Source organism: Streptomyces sp. NPDC002671, from assembly GCF_053592475.1.
In genome coordinates this window covers 1-20,659 of sequence record NZ_JBSFVU010000050.1, presented here as the reverse complement: position 1 = coordinate 20,659, position 20,659 = coordinate 1, and the positions used below count along the sequence as shown (strand labels likewise).

The following is a 20,659-nucleotide window of genomic DNA, read 5'->3' as shown; positions in this document are numbered from 1 at the left end:
CCGCCGCGCGGTCGGCAGCGGTCAGAATCCGCGGTCGATCCATTTCTGAAGATGCGGGGCCTCGGCGGCGATGGTGGTCGTCTCCCCGTGACCGGTGTGCACGACCGTGTCGCCCGGCAGGGTCAGCAGCCGGTCCCGGATCGAGTCGACGATCGTGCCGAAATGACTGTACGACCTTCCCGTCGCCCCCGGTCCGCCCGCGAAGAGCGTGTCACCGCTGAAGAGTGCCTTCAGGCCCGGCGCGTACAGGCACACCGCGCCGGGGGCGTGGCCGGGAGTGTGCAGCACGGTCAGCTCGACACCCGCCACCGTGACGACCTGCCCGTCGGCCAGTTCGCCGTCGGGTGACCGCTCCGGGTGGGTCTGCTTCCACAGCGGCAGGTCGTCGCCGTGGAGCAGGGTCGGAGCACCGGTACGGTCGGCGAGTTCGGGGGCTGCGTCGATGTGGTCGTTGTGGGCGTGAGTGCACACGATGGCCCGCAGCGTGCGTCCGCCGAGGGCTTCGGCAATCGCCTCGGCGTCGTGCGCAGCGTCGATGACGACGGCCTCGGTGTCGTCACCGATGATCCAGACATTGTTGTCGACGTCCCAGGTGCCACCGTCCAGGGAGAACGTCCCCGAGGTGACGAGGTGTTCGATGCGCGCACCCGCCATGCCGGCCATGCCGGCCATCAGAAGACCACCACCGAGCGCAGTACGTCGCCGCCGTGCATCCGCTCGAAGGCCTTCTCGACCTCGTCCAGTGTGATGGTCTCCGTGACGAAGGCGTCCAGATCCAGTCGGCCCTGCAGGTAGAGATCGATGAGCATCGGGAAGTCACGGGAGGGCAGGCAGTCGCCGTACCAGGAGGACTTCAGCGCGCCGCCCCGGCCGAAGACGTCCAGCAGCGGCAGTTCGAGCTTCATCTCCGGGGTCGGTACGCCGACGAGGACGACAGTGCCGGCCAGGTCGCGGGCGTAGAAGGCCTGCTTGTACGTCTCCGGGCGGCCGACCGCCTCGATGACGACGTCCGCGCCGAAGCCGCCAGTCAGCTCGCGGATGGCCTCCACCGGATCGCCCTGCCTGGAGTTGACGGTGTGGGTCGCGCCGATCTTCTTCGCAGTCTCGAGTTTCCGGTCATCGATGTCGACCGCGATGACGATGGCCGCCCCGGCGAGCCGGGCGCCGGCGATCGCCGCGTCCCCCACACCACCGCAGCCGATGACCGCCACGCTGTCACCGCGTCCGACGTTGCCGGTGTTGATGGCCGCGCCGATGCCCGCCATCACTCCGCAGCCCAGCAGTCCGGCGGCGGCGGCCGATGCCGCCCGGTCGACCTTGGTGCACTGCCCCACCGCCACCAGCGTCTTTTCCGCGAACGCGCCGATACCCAGGGCCGGGGACAGCTCGGTGCCATCGGTCAAGGTCATCTTCTGCTTCGCGTTGTGGGTGTTGAAGCAGTACTGCGGCCGTCCACGCAGACAGGCCCGGCACTGCCCGCACACGGCACGCCAGTTGAGGATGACGAAGTCACCCGGAGCGACGTCGGTGACGCCCTCCCCCACCGACTCCACGACACCCGCGGCCTCGTGGCCCAGCAGGAACGGGAAGTCGTCGTTGATGCCACCCTCGCGATAGTGCAGATCGGTGTGACAGACCCCGCAGGCCTCGATCTTCACCAGCGCCTCGCCCGGGCCGGGGTCGGGCACGATGATCGTTTCCAGGCTGACGGGGGCGCCCTTCCCCCGCGCGACGACAGCACGGACCTGGTGAGTCATGGCCACTCCTCAGCTGGTACGAGACCTGATTCAAATGTTGCTTATTACGGCACGCATCTCACGTGTCGCAACACAGCATTATGGAGGGCCGAGCAGGGGTCAAGGATCCGAACACACCGAACGCCGATTGGACAGGGGCGACCCTGCCCCTCATCGGCACCCGTGCGCCCCGCATGATCGCGACCTGTTCGCGCGGCCGGAGCTCACGTCCAGGTGGCGGATCACGCCCATGCCGGAGTCGCCGGTCGGGGCACGGCGGATCTCCTCGCCCTCCGGCGGCGTGCCCTCAGCGACCGCCATACGGCCAAGTGCCGCAACAGAACCCTTCGAAGCAGCCACGGCGAAGGCCGATTCGGCCCCAGCGGTTCTGCCCCGGCCGATGACGCTGATCAAGTCGGCTAGGGCCTGTGTGATGTTGTGATCAGCCAGTTGCCTTCAGGAGGTCGCTGATCCAGATCATCGAGGCTCGTAGATGGAGGCCGGCGAGGTAGCTCTCGGGCGTCTTGTCGTATCGAGTTGCGATGCCCCGCCATGCTTTCAGCTTGTCGGGCGTCGAGACGGGCCTGGACAGCTGGGGTTCTGCCGTAGGGCACGGAAGGGTTGAAGCACTGATTCATTCCTTCAATCCAACCCTCGAAAAAGATCGATGACTGGGTGAAGAGAACATGGCGAGGGAGTGGCCGAGAAGTGTCAATGCGACCCCTACTTAGTGGTAACTTCCTGGAGTTGATCTTGCGGCCGGTCGCACCGGCCCCGCCCCCTCATGCAAGGACGCTCTATTGGTTGCCCTCCGGCTCCATCGCACCACCTCCCGTCTGGCCCGCGCCTCCGTCTCCGCCCTGACCCTGGCGGCCGCGCTCGCGCTTCCTGCGCCCGCCGCCACCGCCGCCGACCCGGGGAGCGCCGGGTCCGCGACCCCGCACCTCGACGCCGTCGAGCAGGTCCTGCGCCAGGTCTCCCCTGGCCTCGAAGGGCAGATCTGGGAGCGCACCGCGGGCAACCGGCTCGACTCCACCGCCCCCGACGGAGCCGACTGGCTGCTGCAGACCCCCGGCTGCTGGGGCGACGCCTCCTGCGCCGACCGGCCGGGCACCCGCCAGCTGCTGGCCAAGATGACGGAGAACATCGCGCAGGCCACCCGTACCGTCGACATATCGAGCCTCGCGCCGTTCCCCAACGGCGGGTTCCAGGACGCGATCGTGGCCGGGCTGAAGGCCTCGGCGGCCAAGGGCAACAGGCTGACCGTGCGCATCCTCGTGGGCGCGGCGCCGCTCTACCACGCGAACGTGATCCCGGCGAATTACCGCGACGACCTGGTCTCCAAGCTCGGCCCGGCGGCCGCGAACGTCACGCTCAACGTGGCCTCCATGACCACTTCGAAGACAGCCCTCTCCTGGAACCACTCCAAGCTGCTCGTCGTCGACGGCCGCTCCGCGATCACCGGCGGCATCAACAACTGGAAGGACGACTACCTCGACACCGCCCACCCGGTGACCGACGTCGACCTCGCCCTGACCGGCCCGGCCGCCGGGTCCGCGAGCCGCTACCTCGACACCCTGTGGACCTGGACCTGCCAGAACAAAAACAATCCGCTGAACGTCTGGTTCGCCTCCTCCAACGGCGCCGGCTGCCTGCCGACCCTGAACGGCGCCGCCGCCGCGCCGGCCGCCGGCGACGTCCCGGTCATCGCGGTGGGCGGCCTGGGCGTGGGCATCAAGAGCTCTGACCCCACCTCGCGCTTCGACCCGGTCCTGCCCGCCGCCTCCGACACCAAGTGCACGCTCGGCCTGCACGACAACACCAACGCCGACCGCGACTACGACACGGTCAACCCGGAGGAGAGCGCCCTGCGCGCCCTCGTCGCGAGCGCCACCCGGCACGTCGAGATCTCCCAGCAGGACCTGAACGCCACCTGCCCGCCGCTGCCGCGCTACGACATCCGCCTGTACGACACCCTGGCCGCCAAACTGGCAGCGGGCGTCAAGGTCCGCATCGTCGTCAGCGACCCGGCCAACCGCGGCGCCGTGGGCAGCGGCGGCTACTCGCAGATCAAGTCTCTCTCCGAGATCAGCGACACCCTGCGCAGCCGCCTCGCGCTGATCACCGGTGACGAGGCCGCTGCGCGCACCGCGATGTGCGGCAACCTCCAACTGGCCACGTTCCGCAGCTCGGACGCCCCCACCTGGGCCGACGGCCACCCGTACGCCCAGCACCACAAGCTGGTCTCGGTGGACGACTCCGCCTTCTACATCGGGTCGAAGAACCTGTACCCGGCCTGGCTGCAGGACTTCGGCTACGTCGTCGAGAGCCCGCAGGCCGCCGCCCAGCTCGGCACCGACCTGCTCGCCCCGCAGTGGCGGTACTCCCGGGCCACCGCCACGTACGACTACGAGCGCGACGTCTGCGCGAGCTGACCCCCAACCGGCAGGGGCCTCGCTAAGCCTTGGGTTCTAGTGGTTGTTGCAACGCCCCGGTTCAGGGGTGGTGATGGACTTCGAGTTCCGGCGGGACCGGACCCTTCAAGGGCCCAGAAAGCTGAGTCTGGAGCGGGAGGCATACTCCCGGCTCACGGCCCAGTCCCGCGCCGAGGCACGCTGGCCCCGTCCGAAACCGGGGAAGATCACCCAAGTCATAAGCTTCGAACCAAACACCTCCGGGCAAAACGCTCGTCAAGCGGCGATCGCGGTGAACTCGGCGGTGTGGACTCTGCCGTTGTGCCTGACGTCCAGGTACAGCCGGCAGGGCCCGGGCGCGGTCGCGGTCGCGTGGAAGGTGATCTCGGGGCCGGGGCGGGTCGTTCCGTCGCCGGGCCCGCCGTTCGGATGGACCCGCAGGTAGTCCTGGTCGTCGGTGCGGAGTGCGAACAGGTGACCGTAGGCGGCGAGGTACGGCTGCAGGTCGGTGACGGGGCTGGCGTGGCGGAACGCCGTGAAGGTGAGGGTTACGGCCTGTCCTGCCGCCAGCTTCCCCTCCAGGCGGAGGGTGTAGCCGTCGAACTCGCCGTCAGGGGCGGTCGCCGGGGCGAGGGTGTAGTCCCGGTCGGGGGACAGCAAGCCGTGCACGGCCTGGGCCTGGTGGGGGCAGCGGAGGATAGTGGTCGTGTTCATGACTGACTCCTTCGGTTGAGCAGGAGGATGTGTCCGGTTACGGTTCGGCGGATGTTCAGTCGTGGACGGACGGGGCGGAATGCCGCCGGGCGGCGACGGAGCCGAACCGGACGGGGGTGCCGAAGGCGACGGCGCTTCGGCCACCGCTTCGCTAGCGCGTGGACGAGCGGCGGCCCTGTGGGCCGCGCTATGCATGGTCGGGTTCTTACGGCGCGCCCGGTGAGTTCGGCGTGTACGCGGAAGGCGTTTGCCTCGCACCGGGCCAGCAGACGCCGGACCTTCGCGGTGACCGTGAACCGCGCCCCCTGCCGACGAGCGGGCCGGCTGTCGGTCCGGGCGGCGGCTGGCCACCGCCACGCCGTACGCCCCGGCCGGCTCAGCGACGGCGCTGTCAGCCGTACATGAGCGGACGTCAGCTCACCGCGCCTGTCCAGTTCCAGCAGCCAGGGCGCTGCCGCCCCGCCCCGGCGCAGGCGAGAACACCGCCCTGGCCCACCGCGGCCGTCGTCCGTCACCGCAGCACCTCTTCCCAGGCGCTCGGACACACCGCACGGTGTGCTGCCCACGCCCTGGAGTCCTTCACGCATCTCGACACCTGGGCGACGGATATCGGCACACGGATGACAGCGGACATCGTCATCCGCTGCACCGACTCCCGTCTCGGGGGTGCGAAGGCGGCACGGCATCGGCCGGCCGGGGACCGGGCCCGGCCATGGGCCACAGACAGCTCCCGCGCTGTCCGGGCCGGCCCTTGCCCTTGCCGGAAATTCCATACGCGCAGGTCAAGCGCCATGGCGGTACTCGTGGAGGACACCGCCGAGCCGGTCGTGTCTTCGTGCGTCGAGGCCCACGATGCGAGCCGGGTCGGTGATCGGCATGGGCAGCGGGTGGAGCGGGCGGGCGTTGGCGATGCCCTGGTGCGCTCGGTGCGAATTGTAGAAGTGCCCGAACTCGCGCAGGGCGTGGAGCAGGTGGTGTTGGTTCCATATCAGCGTGCGGTCCAGGAGTTCCCGCCGACAGGTCTGCACCCACCTCTCCATGGTCGAGTTCATCCTCGGCATGCGGACTCCGCTGAGCACCACGTCGATGCCCGCGTCCTTCAGGACCTCGTCGAACAGCGCAGGGAACTTTCCGTCCCGGTCCCGGATCAGGAACCGGGACCGGCAGCCCGCGTCCTCGAAATCCATGACGAGGTTCTTCGCGGCCCGGGCCACCCAGGTCGCGGTCGGGTGCGCGGTGGCACCGAGGACGCGTATCCGCCGACTGGCGTGCTCGATGACCGCCAGCACATGCAGCCGCGCACCGGTCAGGGTGACTGCATCGAAGAAGTCGCAGGCCAGCAAGGCGTCGGCCTGGGAGCGCAGGAAGTCGGCCCACGTACTGGAGCCACGTTCGGGCGCTGGATCGATTCCGGCCTCCTTCAAGACCTCCCAGACCGTGGAAGCGGCGACCCTGATGCCCAGGACGAGCAACTCGCCGTGTATTCGCCTGTAGCCCCAGCTGGAATTCTCGCGCGCGAGGCGCAGCACCAGGGCGCGTACGGAGTGCACGGTCCGCGGCCGGCCCGGGCGCCTGGGCCGAGACCTGGCGGCATGACGGCATGCGACCAGGTCGCGGTGCCACCGCAGCACCGTCTCCGGGCGCACCAGCAGCCGCACCCGGCGCAGTACATCCCTCGGCAGCCAGTGCAGCAGCGCCGCCAAGAACGCCCGGTCGACCGTACCGAAGGTCATGTCCCGCGGGGTGGTGTATTCACGGCAGCTGTTTCGGTTCCGGTTGTGGGGTGATCTGCGGTTCGGGTTCGGTTGGCTTGGTGGTGAAGAGCTCGGCCATGGAGGCTTCGGAGAGGTAGCGGCGGTCGAAGACCTGCCACTCGTCGTGGAGTTCGGCCAGCACCGCGGCGGCGAGCCGGTCCAGGGCGGCGGGGTTGGGGAAGACCTGGACGACGTCGGCCCGCCGTTTGATCTCCCGGTTCAGCCGCTCCAGCGGGTTGGTCGACCAGATCTTCTTCCAGTGCGCCGGCGGGAAGTCGGCGAACGCGGTGATGTCCGTCGCCGCATCCAGCAGCATCGTCTTGACCTGCGGGAACTGCCGTCCGAGCATGTCGGCGACCACGTTCAGCTGGATGCGCACCTGCTCGCCGGTGGTCTGCGCGAAGATGGTGCGGATGGTGGCGGCGACCATCTCCCCGGAGCCCCTCTCGATCACCGAAAACACGTCCCGGACGAAGTGAACCCGGCACCTTTGCCAGGCCGCGCCGAGGAAGACGGTGCGGATCGCGGCCACCAGACCGATGTGGCTGTCGGAGATGACCAGCTGGACGTTCTCCAGACCGCGGGCCCGCAGCGAGCGCAGGAACTTCGTCCAAAACGGCTTCGACTCACTGTCGCCGACCATCAGCCCGAGGATCTCGCGGTGCCCGGTGGCGGAGATCCCGGTGGCGATGACCACGGCCTGGGAGACGATCCGGTGGTTGAGCCGGGCCTTGCAGTAGGTGGCGTCCAGGAAGACGTAAGGGAAGACGGTGTGGTCCAGCGGCCGCTCCTTGAACGCGGTCAGTTCTTCGTCCAGCTCACCGCAGATGCGGGACACCTCGGACTTGGAGATCCCGCTGTCCGCACCGAGTGCTTTGACCAGGTCGTCGACCGAGCGGGTCGAGACACCGTGCACGTATGCCTCCATCACCACGGCGAACAACGCCCGGTCGATCCGCCGCCGGCGTTCCAGCAACGACGGGAAGAATGACCCGCTCCGCACCTTCGGGATCTTCAGGTCCAGGTCACCGGCCTGCGTGGTCAGCAGCCTCTCCCGGTGTCCATTGCGCCAGGTCGTGCGCGTCTCGGAGTGCTCGCGCGGCGCGGCACCGATCACCTCGGTGGCCTCGGCCTCGATCAGTGCCTGCAGGATGCGCTCGCACACCACCCTGATTGCTTCAACTCCGTCGGCCCGACGTAGTGACTCAAGCAGCCGCATCAGCTCAGACTGGGACAAGGCCATCGCGTGCTCCTCCGGTTGAACTGGCCGTTCACCAGGGAGACTTGCGCGATGGCCTGCCCTTGTTCAGGGAGCATGCACCGCCATCGGATGCACGCCCCGGGCAGACACCCGCGCGTTCCGGGACCCTGCCCGGCTACACCACTTCACGGGACGCGATCGTACCGAACCGCGGCCTGCGCTTGCCCAGCTGCCGCTCCAGCACCGCGATCTGATGGCGCAACGCCAGAATCTCGATGTCCTTGTCCCGCTCGCTCATCGGCAGTAGGCGTAGCAGCGCGAGCGCGTTGCTCACACCGAAGTAGGCCAGTCGCAACAGCACGGGTGATCACGTTGCCGTGCTGATCGGATTCGACGCCAGCGTCGTGGCGTGAGCGTCGACCGCGAAGATCCGCGAAGGCCCCCACCGCCTTCCACCTGGGCGGATGAGGTTTTCGGCAAAGGCAACACCAGAGCGACGAGCGCCCGCTGGTGCGGCGGGAGTTTGCACCGTCGGTCACCCTCGCGGTTGACGATGAGCATCGTGACCCACTCGACGAGGGCATGTGGCAGGTCGAGTGCGGCAGGATAGGGAACCAACGAGGCTCCTGTGCCGCTGGGTTGAGACTTCGAACACCTCCCCCAACGGCACGGGGGCTTTGTGCGTTGCGGCCCTCACCTCGACCTCACCGGCGTCGCCCGATCAGTGGCCACGCTGAAAACGCTCACTGTTCCCTCCCGGGCCCGCCGCTGGAGCCCGGGCGGTGCGAGACGGACGGGCGCCGGTAGCACGCCTGCGGATGCGGCCTGTGCGGCGGCGTTCACGACGCGTAGCCCTCGCTCGTCACCGCCTTGTCCAGGATCACCAGTTGGTCTCCCCTTCTGGCGATGAACGGCAGTTCCTCGTCCGGAAGGGCCGGGACGTCGCCGTCACCGGGGAACAGGTGGTTCACCACCCGCATGGCGTACTCCGACACCAGGGGTGTGCTGACACCGATGATCAGGCCCAGCATCGTCTCGGCCGCCGCGTCGCGGTCCCCCGCTCGGAGACTGGCCAGTCCCGCCTGCAGGGCCAGCAGCGGAGTGAACTCGGGAGCCAGGGTCCGGCCGGCCGACCAGGCGGCCTCGGCGGCGGCGCACGCCTGTTCGTGCCGACCGCTACGGCTCAAGGCCTCCGCCAGGTTGGCGGTGATCACCATCCGGCCCACCTGGTCGGCGGGCCCACACCGGTCGAGCGCCTCTCCGAGCAGGTCCACGGCCTCGACCATGTCGTTCCGGGCCATCGCCTGCATCCAGCCGGTGGTGTCACCGAACTCGATGAGGTCGATCATGTTCCTTCCGTCGGGCCCGTCGGGCCGGCCACGGAGGTATCCGAGCCGGAAGGCGCGCCAGGTCGGGCGTGAGAGGGACGGCAGCAAGGGCATCACGTCCGTGGCGCATTGGGCCGGTGTCGGCGGCCGGTCGAGATAGCGGGCGTCGTGCGCGAGGATGACGGCGCACCCCCGCTCGGGTGACCAGGCGAAGCTCTCCCAGCGCGCGTCGCCGTGCAGGGCACCGTTTCGGTGGCCGGTCGCGAGCAACTGAGCCACGCTGTAGGCGAGAACGCTCCGCCCGTCACCCCTGAGCAGGCGTTCCTCGATGTGTGCGGGCGATTCATCGTCGTCCCCCGGCGCCCACAGGTGCGCCCACTCCCGGAAGTCGGTGCGCACGGGCCGGGACCGCGACACGAGGCCATCGGGCAGGGAGATGCCGTTGTCCGACAGCAGGTTGCGGAGGGTGGTCGCACCGGCGAGCAGGCACGGGAAAGCCTGAACGTCCAGGAGCGGTGGGAACAGTTCCCGCAGCTCGCCGGGCAGGGCGTCGAAGTCGGCGGTGACGCTCTCGTCGAAGACTTCGAGCGGCACCGCCGCACAGTCGCCGACGCGCTCCACCATGCCTTCGAGGTCGAAGAGATCCGGTCGCTCCCCCGCGCGTTCCCTCCGCGGAGAGGGATGTTCCGGTACCAGCACCACCCCACCACTCCGGCAGATCCGCCGTACGGTGGCCAGCCAGCGCTCGTGATCGGTGTCGTCGACCACGGTGGCCGCGACCGTCGCGGATCCGAAGGTCACGTCGGTCGCGTGAGTGTCGGCGGCCGGGCCGTCGGCTCGCGGCGGGACGGAGAACCGCTTGCTCCCGGCAACGCTCGGACGACCGGCCTCCGCGTTCTCCGGTATCTTCGCGGCCGCGTCCGGCGTCCCCGTCTCGGACGGCATGGGCATGCCCGTCATGGCGAACAACGCCCGGCACAGCAGGAGCGACTGCTCCAGACGCGCCGGGTCGTCCGAGTCCTTGTTGACCTCTTCGAGCACCGCGGCGAAGACCTCGCGGGCTCCCGGATGGGCACGGTGCTCGGGCGGGAGGAGACCGAACGCGGTCAGGCACTCGCGGACCGCCTCGTCGAGGTCGGACCCGTCCGCCCGTACCCGGTATCGGGCGAGCAGGGCGTTCGCCAGTTGCACGAGCGAGTTCAGTCGGCGAACGCGGTCCGCAGTCGTCTCGGGCAACGCTCCCTCGTCGCCCTGATCGACCTCGGTCTCTGCCTCGGTCTCGACCTCACGGGCAAGGTCGACGGCTTCACGCAGCAAGCCCACGGCCTCGTCGAGGTCGCCGGGATCACCGGCATCGCCGGGGGTCACGCCGGCGGACGCGAAGCCGAGCAGCAGGGCCTCGCCCAGCACGGACAGGCCGATCAGCCGGAGGACGGGCGCCTGCCCGCGGGCGACCACGTCGCGAGCGCACAGGACGGCCTCCCGGCGATCCGCTTCGTCCCCGGACACCCGGAACCTGGACACATACACGGTGGCGGCGTGGGCCGAACACAACGGACGGAACGGGTCGTCCTCCGCGAGGTGTCCGGCCAGGCGTCCCAGATCGGCGGCCGCCTTCGCCAGGCCCGCACGATCACCCGAGAGCAGCGCCGTCCCGGAGATGCCCAGGACCAAGGGACCGTCCTCCAGCCGCACGGAGTCCGTCTCCGGACGGATTTCCGCCGTGCGAGCGGCGAGTTCCGGGGGCACCAGACCCGGCGCGACCAAGTCCAGGGAAATTCCCCAGATCCGCCCGAAGGACTCGAACGCCGCCAGCGACTCCCGAGCGCCCTGCTCCCCCGGCAGTTCCCGGCCCCGGCACCAGCGCAGCCAGGCGACCGCGTGCATCGCCGCCGCGGCCTCCACCCGGTCCCGGCCCGCCGCGTCGGCGAGTTCACCGATTCTCCGGGCCTCCTCGGACGCTTGGTCGTGCAGGACGAGCTCCGGATCGCGCAGTGCACGATAGGCGCGCACCCGCCGGTCGACCTCCGCGGTAAGGGCGGACAGCTCCTCGTTCCCCGGCTCGTCCGGCCTAGGGTCCGAGGCGACGAGCTCCCGCTCGACGGACCCTACGGCGCCCCCGGGAACGCGAGGGAGCCGTGGTGCCTCCGGGCGGTGAGGGCTCGACCGCGGGACCGGAACGGCCGGTGCCTCCTCGGGAAGCGCCGGAGAGGCCTTGTCGAGTTCGTTGCGGATGTCGGTCAGACGCTCGGCGAGATCCGGATGCTCGGCCGACAGTCTCGTGAGATCACCGCGCACGGCGAGAAGTTGACTCCACATCACCGCCCGCCCCTGCTCGAGTTGTTCCACGGCGCGCGGGAGCCGGAGAGCGTCGACGGCGGCCGCGGCGGCGTCGCGCACCAGCCCCGGCCACTCGGTCAGCAGGCGTTCCCGCGATGTCCGCTCCAGCCCATGCCACGCGAGCAGGGGGAGCAGTTCCACCACGTCGTAGTCGTCCACCGCCGCGCCCGGTCGCCCGCCGACTCGGGCGGTGAGGTTACCGGCGGTCCGGGCGGCTTCCAGCCTGGCGTACACGTCGGCCGTCGCGCTGCGTGCCACCTTCCGCAGCAACGCGACCGCGGCGGAGGCGTCCGTGACGGAGGCGTTCACGGCGAGCCGGTCGATGAGGGCGTGGGCGACCGCCAGGGATTCGTGGGCACGGTCGGGCCGGCTGGAGACCGGCGCCTGCAGTGAGGCCCGGGCCGCGTCGACGGCCAGGTCGAGATCGCCGGGGCGGTCTTCCAAGCGGGATCTGGAGCGGAGCAGAATGCTCAGCTTGGTGAGCATGCCGGACCGCTCGGGATGGTCGGGGGCCGTGGTGTCCACCGCCGACCGGATGGCATCGATCGCCGCGGTGAGGTCCTCGGCGCGGTCGCCGCGGCGTGCCCGGAAATACAGCGTCGAGGCGAGGTTGGACAACGCTCCGGAGTGGTCGGGACTTCCGACCGGGCTGAGGCGAAGACACTCGGCGAGGGTCCGGTGGGCCCGCTCCACATCCTCGGGATCGTCCGTCACACCGAAGCGGGCCAGCAGCGCCACTCCAAGCGCGTTGAGGGTCGGCCGCCGCTCGATGTACGTGTCCGGCAAGGTCTCGGCAGCCGTCTGCAGGACCTCGACCGCTTCATCGATGTCACGGACTTCCCGCACCCGCAGGAAGCGCCGGTACAGCGCGCTGCCCAGCTGACCGAGGCTGCGGTACCGGTCCCGACTCGTCGGCGCCGCCACTTCGGCGGCTTGGCGCAGCAGCGCGATGCCGTCGTCGAGGTCCCGTGCCGAGGACCGGAGCACGGAGCGATCGAGGTGGGCGTTGCCCAGATTGGCCAGTGTGGTGGAGCGATCGGGGTGGTTCGCGTCCATGGACTCGACCGCGCCGCGGAGCAGTTCCATCGCCTCGTGGAGATCGTCCGGTGCTCCGACCCGTTCGTTGCGGGTCCGCAGGAGGACTCCGAGATTGCCCTGCACGGCGGGCCGCCCGCCATCGTCCGCGGCCAGACCGTCCAGCGCCTGGCGTCCCTGCAGGATGCCCCGGTCCAGGTCATCGGTGTTCCCGAGGTGCTCGAAGCGTCGCAGTAACCCGCTCGACAGCAACGAACGGGTCTTCGCCCGGTTCGGGCCGTCCGCCGACAGTCCGATGACCTCCTCGAAGGCGCTGATGGCGTGCTGCAGGTCGTCGAGCCGACTGGTTCTGTCGTAACGGTGCTGCAAGGTGATGCCGTGGTTCCTGAGGACCGTCGCCCGGTGGCCCCGGGCCTCGGGACGAGCGGACGCGGTGACCGCTTCCCGCCCCACGTCGACCGCACGGTCCAGGTCCTCGGGGGACCCGGCGAGGAGCGCGCGGTCCCGCAGGCCGACCGCGAGGTTCTGCAGCAGGGCCGCCCGGTGGCGGTGATCGGGGCCGGCGAGGTCGACGGCGGCCTCGCAGAGCCGGATCGAGTCGTCGAGATCGGACCGGACACCCGTTTCCGCGTACAGCGTGGCCACGGCGTCCGCGCACCCGCTCAGAAAGCTCGGCCGATCCCGTCCGTCGGAGAACGTCGGCTGCCTGTCCACCACAGCGGGCGGGACCGGGAGCCCGAGTTCCGCCCGCGCGACCAGTACGCCCCAGAGGTCGGGGTCGGAACTGGTGATCAGGCTCGCGGCGACGAGAGGGCGCAACTGCTCCGGCACTCTGCCGGGTTCGACTCCGTAGACCAGGGCGAACAGGGTCCCGCTGACGACGAGGTCGTCGGTGTACTCCTCGGGACGGGCCGAATAGCGGCACCGGAAGAACTCGGCGAACACCGCCGTGAACCGGGGCGGCGGGTCCACGGGCCAGGTCTCCCGCACGATGTTCAGCAGTCGTTCGAACTCCTCCGGAGCCCGGTCGTCGAGCACTCCGGCCGGGTCCGCGCCGTGAATCCAGCGGTCGACCCGTGCCCGCACTGCCGACAGCAATACCTCGGCCTCATCGCTCATGCGTCCCCCGCGCTCGAATCCCGCACGCGTGCGCCGAGCCCGTCCCCCTGCGGCTCGCGGATCCGCAACGCGTACTGCCCCCGCCCCGGGCCGAAGAAGCTGATCGATTCGGGGCTTTCAGGACACAAGGTAGCGGAGCAGGCACCGGATTGAGGCGTCATCAGCTGAAGCGGGCCCCGCGCCTCGGCCGTGGCCAGCGGCATGCCGCTCCGCCCGGCGCACCCGGGCCGGGCGGTCGGGTCTGTCGGGGCCGAAACACGCTTACGCGCACGCCGCTTCACGGCGACGCCTCGGGAGTACAGGAGTCGACGACACGGATGCCGGTCGAACGGCTCAGGTCGAGCGTGACCTCGCCGCTGTCGGTCCTCAGGGTCAGCAGACCCGAGGCCGTCCGGATCACCTCACCGCAGCGGGCGCCCGCGGGGGTGAGGATCTCCACGGAGGGCTCCTTCGCGGCGGGCCCGTACCAGGTCGTGCCCACGGCCGCGACCAGCAGCGCGGTGCAGGAGAGCGCCAGCACGACGCCCCTGGACAAGGCGCTGGCGGCGCACAGCGCCTCCGCATGGTCGGCTCCCAGCGCCGATCCCCCGCCGTGAGCCCGGTACTCCTTGATCGCGGTCGCGGCCGGACGGCCGTGCGCGGCACGCAGCAACAGCACGGCCGCCGTCGTGCCCGCCAGGAGGGCGGCCAGGAGCAGGAGGCCGACGACCGCGTCGTACGGTGAGGCCAACTGGCCGACGTCCGTGCGCCCCTTCAGCAGTCCGAAGCCGATCAGACCCGCCAGCAGGGCTCCGACGCCGTTCCGCCAGGCGAGCGCTGCCGCCCGCACGCGCGGCAAGGAGTCCTTGACCAGTTGATGGTCGTGCCGGGCGGACACCTGGTGGGCGCGGTCGGCCGACGGGCCCGGGGTCACCCGGAGTGTCATGGCCGCTCGTCCCGCAGGATGACGTTCCAGTAGGCGCCGCAGCCGTCCAGGTCGTCCGGCCGCCCGGGGTGGGGTACGGCGCATGTGCAGATCATGGGCACCACGGTCTCCGCAGTTGCTGCCGGCGGCGCCGGATGGGGCCGCCGGCGCAGCCAGGAGCGGACGACACTGTCGACGTGGAGGAAGTCCATCGGATCGCCGCAGCGCGGGCACGGCCCGTTCAGGACCACCCCGCCCCGGGTGGGAACGGCCTGGAAGGAGGCCGCCTGTTCGGCGAACGACGGGTGGGTGATCTCCTCGTAGGGCTCCGGACCCACCCCGGTCTCGTGTGCGACCGAGGCCGTGCCGGGCCGCGACTCTGGCAGTGCAGGGGACATGCGGCGTTTCTCCCGTGTTCGGCAGGACGGTGATCCGTGTGTGCGGCGCCCTACGGCCCGATGTGGGTGAAGGGAGTCCAGAGTCGGGGCTGATCGGGCATTTCCCGTCGCAGGGCCCGTACGGCCCGGTGGAGCGCGAGTGCGGCGGCCTCGGGCCGCAGGTGTCCGTCGACGGTCATGTACCGGTACACCGCGTCGAAGACGCGTGCCGCTGTCCTGTCGTCCACGGACCACAGGGCCGCGACCACGTGCCGGTAGCCGGTGTAGTGCAGCGCGGACGCCAGTGTGATGGCCTCGTCCAGCAGGTTCACTCCGCCGACGGCGGTCTTGCAGGCGGACAGGCCGGCGAAGTCCCCGCGGAACTGTCGCGCCGCGAGGTCGGCGACGGTGAGCACCCCGTCGTGCAGCAGCAGGCCTCCGCGGGACGGTTCGGCCAGGTCCTGGTCGCCGTGGCAGCTGAAGTGCACCCAGCGGTGCCTCGCGAGTTCCGCCTCGACGGCTCCTCGGGTGGCTCCGGGCCCCTCCAGGAGCGTGTGGCGCCCGGCGGGGAAGAGCTCCGTGAGCGTGTCGCGTTCGGCTCCGGCGTTGCGCAACCACGGCTGGCCCGGCGCGTCGCCCACGGAGACGACGAGCATGCGTTCCTCCTCCGGCGCGCCCGCGTCGTCCGTACCGGCGTGACCGCCCGTGCCTCGTCCGGCGCGCGCCTCCGTGAGCACGCGCAGGGTGGGCGTGTATGAGGAGACGACGCGATCGAGGACCGTACGGGGTTCCGTCTCGTCGAGGGCGGCGTCGTAGTACCCGGCCGTATGGAGGGGGAGCAGGGTGAGGGGCCCCGTGGGACACCACCACAGCCGGGTCCAGGGCCCGTCGGCCGAGGCAGGCGCCCGGTGGAGACCCAGTTCGTCGAGAACCGGCGCGGCGACGCTGTCCCAGAGCCGGCGCTGGAGCGTTCCGAGCATCTCGTCCGTACGATGCGCCGCCGTCATCAGGGCACCGGCGGCGCGCTGTTGGGCGCGGATCGCGGAGGGTTTGGGGTCGGCCCTCACCGTGTCGTGCGCCAACTGGTGCTCGGACTCGGCCTGTTCGGCGGCATGGAGGGTCTCCAGATAGGTGTTGGCCCACTCGGTCGCCCGGTCCAGCGTCAGATCGGGCAGCGCGCGGTTGCGCACGCCCTCCTCGGTCACGATCAACGCGTCACACCGCCATCGGCTCACGTTGACGACGACAACCGGGCCGCCGCTCGCGGCAGGCAACAGCGAGTCGAGGCGCGGCGGCCGTAGGAAGTCCTCGAACCCCCCGAGTCCCCGTACCCGGTCGACCAGGTCATCCCACTCGCGGGCCAGAGCCATACGCCGGTCCACCGGCCCGTCCGGACTCGCCTCGATATCCGTCACGCCGTCCCCTCCCCCACTCCCGCGACTGCCCGGCACCGCCTGCGGCCCTCTCACCGCCGCCGACGGCCGGTTGGTGCCCGGCCGTCACCGGGCGGCCGCGCGCAGAGGCATGCTCCGCCGTGCCACGTCATGGCTCTCCCCCGATTTTCCATACGTACTCAGGTCATGTCATCACAAGAGACGCCCTGTACGGCCCGGTTCGGACAGACTGCGACGATGAGCGGCTCGGCCACGTCGTTCACCCGACGGCCGCCGAGCCGGAGCAGTGACGGCGGAGGCGATGCAGGCCCACCTTCGCCCAGGCACTGCCGAAGAGCACGCCGTTCCACCCGGCCTGGGTGACTCAGACCGGACGGGGACGCACCGTCCACGCAGGACACTTCGAAGGTAGCCGACCCCACTGACAGTCCACGCCCAGTGCTCCCGGACGCGCCCGGCGCACCTTCCGTCCCCCCGGGTCCGTCACGTCGGCGCACAGACAGCCCTGGCCGCCGGTGCAGGGCACCGAAACAGCCGCGAACCGACAGCGTGGGGCCGGGAGGGGCCGCTGCCCACAGCACGCCCCCAGGTGAATGCCCGAAAATCCGGCGCCCGGATCTTGCCGTCGTAGGTGGCCGTCGGCCTGCCGCTCCCGCACCCACAGGTAACGGGTGCAATTCAACCATGCACATGGCTCTGTACGCGAGAAGAACAGCTGTTCACCACTTCGGGAGGCGGTCCCCGGGGCCGCAGCGTTCGAAGTGTTCACGAGCTGCGGCAGCACCAGTTGCCGGTACTCAGTGAGCGTTTTCAGCGTGGCCACTGATCGGGTGACGCCGGTGAGGTCGAGGTGAGGGCCGCAACGCACAAAGCCCCCGTGCCGTTGGGGGAGGTGTTCGAAGTCTCAACCCAGCGGCACAGGTGCCTCGTTGGTTCCCTATCCTGCCGCACTCGACCTGCCCCACGCCCTCGTCGAGTGGGTCACGATGCTCATCGTCAACCGCGAGGGTGACCGACGGTGCAAACTCCCGCCGCACCAGCGGGCGCTCGTCGCTCTGGTGTACCTACGCCGCCACGACACCCTCACCCGGATCACGTCCGGCTTCGGGACATCCGTCGGTACTGCCCACGCGTACGTCACCGCCGTGACCGGCCTGCTCGCCGAACGGGCCCCTGGCCTGCGCGAGACGCTCCGCGAGCGCGATCCGGAATTCGTCCTGCTGGACGGGACCCTCGCCGAATGCGACCGTGTTGGCGACAGCCGAGCCGACTACTCGGCCAAGCACCGCCGGCACGGAGTGAACGTCCAGGTCGTCACCGACCCCACCGGTGAGGTCCTGTGGATCTCGCCCGCGCTGCCGGGCCGCACCCACGACCTGACCGCAGCCCGCACCCACCGCATCATCCGGATCTTCGAACGCCAGGGCGTCCCGATCCTCGCCGACCGCGCCTACTAGGGCGCGTATTCGGTTGTGATCACTCTGGGAAGTTGCCTCGCGGCGCGGCCTGACCCGGTAGACCGTGTTCCGTGACGCGAGTGCAACTATCAGATGCGGAGTGGGAGTTCATCGAGCCGTACCTGCCGATTGGCGAGTACGGCTCGTACCCCGAACGGCTGCGCCAGCAGTTCGAGGGCGTGATCTGGCGCTTCAAGACCGGTTCGGTGCCTGGTCGACTGTCCACAACCGCTTCCGACGGTGGAGGGACGCCGGCGTCTTCGAGGCCCTGCTGGAGGGCGTGATCGCGGAAGCCGCCAAGCGGGTCGAGGTGGACTTGTCCCTGGTCAGCGTGGATTCCACCACTGTCCGAGCCCATCATGATGCCGCCGGGATGCACTTGGCCCCCGACGCTTTGGCTGCCTTGGAGAAAGCCGCCGAGGAGGCGGAGAAGGCCTGGCAAAAGGGGGAGGCCCGCCGGAACAAGACGGGCAGGGCGACCCGGGCGACCCGGAGCGGGAAGAGCGGCGGCGCATCCGACGCCGATGCAAGCTCCGCCTGAAGGCCGCCCTGCTCGGACGCTCCAGAGGCGGGCAGACCAGCAAGGTCCACATCGCCGGCGAGCGCAAGTGCCGCCCGCTGGCGTTCGTCCTGACCGAGGGGCAGGCCGCCGACAGCCCGCAGTTCATCCCCGTGCTGAAGAAGGTCCGGGTCCGCGGGCTCATCGGTCGTTCCCGAACCCGGCCCGACGCCGTGGCCGGAGACAAGGCCTACTCGTCCCGCGGCAACCGCAACCACCTGCGCAAACGCCACATCAAGGCCGTCATCCCGGAGAAGAAGGACCAGAGTGCCAATCGCAAGAAGAAGGGCAGCAAGGGCGGCCGGCCCGTCAGCCACGACGCCGAGCTCTACAAGGACCGGAACACCGTCGAGCGCCTGATCAACAAGCTGAAGGCCTGGCGAGGCATCGCCACCCGACATGACAAGACCCCGGAAAGCTACCTCGCCGGCCTCCACCTCCGCGGCGCAATGATCTGGATCAAAGACCTCACCAAAACCACCGCTTGATCACGGCCAAATACGCGCCCTGGCCGCGGCCTCGCCCCTCAGTCGAGCGCGTCCAGGGCGGCCAGGATGTCAGCGGGCTCGGCGCGCAGGGTGTAGTCGGTCTGGACGAAGGCCCAGCGGATGGTGCCGGTGCGGTCGATGACGAAGGTCGCGGGCAGCGGCAGCGTGCGGGAGTGGCCGGCGTTGACGCGCTTCAGGTCGAAGCCCAACTGGTCGTAGAGGGTGCCCAGTTCGTCGGAGAGGTCGAAGGCGATGCCGAACCGCGCTGCGACCTCGGAGCCGATGTCGCTGAGCACGTCGAAGGCCAGCCGCTCCTTCTCGGCCAGGGTCAGGGACTCGTCGGGGATCTGTGGCGAGACGGCCACCAGGCGGGCGCCACGGGCGGTGATCGCGTCGTGCTGCTCCTGGAGGGCGCGCAGCGCGAGGTTGCAGAAGGGGCACCAGGCGCCACGGTAGAAGGTCAGCACGACCGGCCCGTCGGCCAGCAGCCCGTCCAGCGCGACGCGCTGCCCGGTGGCCGCGGGCAGCGTGAACCGCGGAGCCGGGGCGCCCACGCCGAGCGCGCGCTCCGCGAGGCCGGAGGCGGCGAGCTCGCGCCCGTTGCGGTCCATGACCTCGATGGCCTCCGCCGGGATCGACTGAGTCCGGTTCTCGTGCACGGCGCGCAGCTGGTCGTGAAGGCTCACAGGGGTCGCCCTTTCTCGGGGTGGGATCTGGGTCGCTAAACTTGAACCAGTCGTTCCAGGATGATGGCCTGTCAGTTCTGCCGTCAAGGACTATCTTGGAACAATCATTTCAAGTACCCGGGAGCGGTCCGCCATGCCCGACATCAAGCACTTCGACCCGGAGCTGGCGCTGGAGCGCGCCGAGCGGCTGTTCTGGCAGCACGGCGCGGCCGAGGCGTCGATCCAGGACGTCGTCGCCGCGACCGGGCTGAACCGCTCCAGCCTCTACGCCACCTTCGGCGGCAAGCGGCAGCTCTACCACGCCGCGTTGCGCCGCTACCTGCGACACCGCGCGCAGCCGGCCTTCCGTCAACTCGCCGACGACGGCCGGGGCCTGCCCGCCGTGCGGGACTTCTTCGCAGGGCTGATCGCGGTCCGATGCTCGGGCGAGCACGCGGGCTGGGGCTGCATGGTCGTCAACGCCCATCTGGGCACCGAACACCACGACCCGGAGGTTCGGGCGCTGCTCGACGACCACCACCGCCAACTCCGCGACGCGCTGCACACCGCCATCGACGTCGCCCGCCGCGACGGCCAGTTGTCCCCGCACCTGGCCACCGGCGCCGCCGCTGAAACCCTGGCCCTGCTCGCCTACGGCGTCAACCTCCGCTCCCGCAACGGCGCCGACGCGGACAGCCTTCTGCGGACCGTCACCGACACCCTCGCCCTGTTCGGGGCCTGACGCGCGGTACCACCGCCGGATCACGCCTCATCCCGCTCCTCGGCATCGTGGAGTTGCTGCCACCCGGTGCAGCCCCGCTGCCGGGCCACACGGAAGTGCCGGGCGCAGACCGGGCTCCGCTCAGGGGGTCGGCCGCTCGATCAGAGTGGAACACCGTCGAGCGCCTGATCAACAAGCTGAAGGCCTGGCGAGGTATCGCCACTCCCGATATGACAAGACACCCGGAAGCTACCTCGCCGGCCTCCACCTTCGCGGCGCGAAGATCTAGATCAAGGACCTCGCCCGACACACGCATTGATCACAACCAAATACATGCCCTAGTAGGGCTCCGTTAGGTGTGTGTGTAGGTCCTGTTTGTGGGCATGTTGGGGGTTGTGGATGCACATGAAGTGGACCGGGCTCGGGTGAAGTTGGCGTTATTCGTGGCTGATG

At 70.0% G+C, this 20,659-nt stretch carries 13 protein-coding genes and 3 pseudogenes; 4 read left to right on the top strand and 12 right to left on the bottom strand.

Annotated elements, in window-relative coordinates:
• Nucleotides 1-21: 21 nt before the first annotated feature.
• Both ACWD35_RS39820 and ACWD35_RS39815 read right to left on the bottom strand, forming a co-directional pair.
• Nucleotides 22-654, bottom strand: a complete 633-nt coding sequence (locus ACWD35_RS39820; RefSeq protein WP_451356250.1) for an MBL fold metallo-hydrolase — start codon at nt 652-654, stop codon at nt 22-24.
• Nucleotides 655-671: 17 nt separating this feature from the next.
• A complete protein-coding gene (locus tag ACWD35_RS39815; RefSeq protein ID WP_451356243.1) occupies nt 672-1,757 on the bottom strand; it encodes an S-(hydroxymethyl)mycothiol dehydrogenase in 1,086 nt (361 codons plus the stop codon).
• A gap of 779 nt (nt 1,758-2,536) precedes the next feature.
• Between ACWD35_RS39815 and ACWD35_RS39810 the strand changes: the two genes are divergently transcribed.
• Entirely contained in the window at nt 2,537-4,171 is a 1,635-nt protein-coding gene (locus ACWD35_RS39810) for a phospholipase D-like domain-containing protein (protein WP_451356242.1), read from the top strand.
• 255 nt (nt 4,172-4,426) lie between these two features.
• Here ACWD35_RS39810 and ACWD35_RS39805 read toward each other — a convergent pair whose 3' ends face one another.
• From ACWD35_RS39805 to ACWD35_RS39765, 9 genes and pseudogenes are all read right to left on the bottom strand, one after another.
• The gene (locus tag ACWD35_RS39805) at nt 4,427-4,864 is read right to left on the bottom strand and encodes a hypothetical protein (protein ID WP_451356241.1); all 438 of its coding nucleotides are present in this window, start codon (nt 4,862-4,864) and stop codon (nt 4,427-4,429) included.
• Between the two features lie 782 nt (nt 4,865-5,646).
• Nucleotides 5,647-6,597: an integrase core domain-containing protein gene (locus tag ACWD35_RS39800; protein ID WP_451356240.1), complete on the bottom strand. Its 951-nt coding sequence runs from the start codon at nt 6,595-6,597 to the stop codon at nt 5,647-5,649.
• Nucleotides 6,598-6,616: 19 nt separating this feature from the next.
• Nucleotides 6,617-7,861, bottom strand: a complete 1,245-nt coding sequence (locus ACWD35_RS39795) for an IS256 family transposase (protein ID WP_451356239.1) — start codon at nt 7,859-7,861, stop codon at nt 6,617-6,619.
• Between the two features lie 133 nt (nt 7,862-7,994).
• The gene (locus ACWD35_RS39790) at nt 7,995-8,180 is read right to left on the bottom strand and encodes a hypothetical protein (RefSeq protein ID WP_451356238.1); all 186 of its coding nucleotides are present in this window, start codon (nt 8,178-8,180) and stop codon (nt 7,995-7,997) included.
• A gap of 121 nt (nt 8,181-8,301) precedes the next feature.
• Nucleotides 8,302-8,437, bottom strand: a pseudogene (locus tag ACWD35_RS39785) (IS5/IS1182 family transposase); the annotation flags it as partial.
• 221 nt (nt 8,438-8,658) lie between these two features.
• Nucleotides 8,659-13,641: a hypothetical protein gene (locus ACWD35_RS39780; protein WP_451356237.1), complete on the bottom strand. Its 4,983-nt coding sequence runs from the start codon at nt 13,639-13,641 to the stop codon at nt 8,659-8,661.
• Nucleotides 13,642-13,918: 277 nt separating this feature from the next.
• Nucleotides 13,919-14,566, bottom strand: coding sequence for a hypothetical protein (locus ACWD35_RS39775; protein ID WP_451356236.1), 648 nt, complete (start codon nt 14,564-14,566; stop codon nt 13,919-13,921).
• On the bottom strand, nt 14,563-14,943 hold the full coding sequence (locus tag ACWD35_RS39770; RefSeq protein ID WP_451356235.1) for a hypothetical protein: 381 nt from the start codon (nt 14,941-14,943) through the stop codon (nt 14,563-14,565). The genes ACWD35_RS39775 and ACWD35_RS39770 overlap by 4 nt, the downstream gene beginning before the upstream one ends.
• Before the next feature lie 50 nt (nt 14,944-14,993).
• Entirely contained in the window at nt 14,994-16,337 is a 1,344-nt protein-coding gene (locus ACWD35_RS39765; protein ID WP_451356234.1) for a CHAT domain-containing protein, read from the bottom strand.
• 908 nt (nt 16,338-17,245) lie between these two features.
• On the opposite strand from ACWD35_RS39765, the pseudogene ACWD35_RS39760 reads away from it, so the two are divergent.
• Both ACWD35_RS39760 and ACWD35_RS39755 read left to right on the top strand, forming a co-directional pair.
• Nucleotides 17,246-17,770: pseudogene (locus ACWD35_RS39760) on the top strand (transposase family protein); the annotation flags it as partial.
• 74 nt (nt 17,771-17,844) lie between these two features.
• Nucleotides 17,845-18,820 (top strand): annotated as a pseudogene (locus tag ACWD35_RS39755) (IS5 family transposase).
• Nucleotides 18,821-18,858: 38 nt separating this feature from the next.
• On the opposite strand, the gene ACWD35_RS39750 reads toward ACWD35_RS39755, so the two are convergent.
• Entirely contained in the window at nt 18,859-19,506 is a 648-nt protein-coding gene (locus ACWD35_RS39750; protein ID WP_451356233.1) for a peroxiredoxin-like family protein, read from the bottom strand.
• Nucleotides 19,507-19,639: 133 nt separating this feature from the next.
• Between ACWD35_RS39750 and ACWD35_RS39745 the strand changes: the two genes are divergently transcribed.
• Entirely contained in the window at nt 19,640-20,227 is a 588-nt protein-coding gene (locus tag ACWD35_RS39745) for a TetR/AcrR family transcriptional regulator (RefSeq protein WP_451356232.1), read from the top strand.
• Nucleotides 20,228-20,659: the final 432 nt, after the last annotated feature.